The 280-nt window shown below is 60.7% G+C and carries 1 protein-coding gene; it reads left to right on the plus strand.

Annotated elements, in window-relative coordinates:
- Positions 1–280: hypothetical protein (locus ACW9IB_RS29530; protein WP_457416863.1), on the plus strand; the 280-nt coding region annotated here is incomplete at both ends.

Genomic DNA, 280 nt, shown 5'->3' on the forward strand with positions numbered 1-280 from the left:
GGCAATGCCTACGCGAGCGCAGATGGCAGTTGGCACTTCCCGGTCCCCACACTGGGCCAGGGAGAGCACGTCTTTACGGTGGTGACCGCTGGCGTAACGTCCGATCCATTCACACTGAACATCGGTGCACCGCAGTCGTCCAAACCAATCATCGACTTTGCCTTCGACGACTTCGGCAAGACCGGCGAACTGACCACCGGCAGCCTCACCGATGACAAAACCCCAACCCTGATCGGCAAGGCAGAGCCGAACACGCGGGTGGCGATTTACGACGGCGATG

The sequence above is a fragment of the Pseudomonas sp. SDO524_S393 genome (assembly GCF_054071875.1).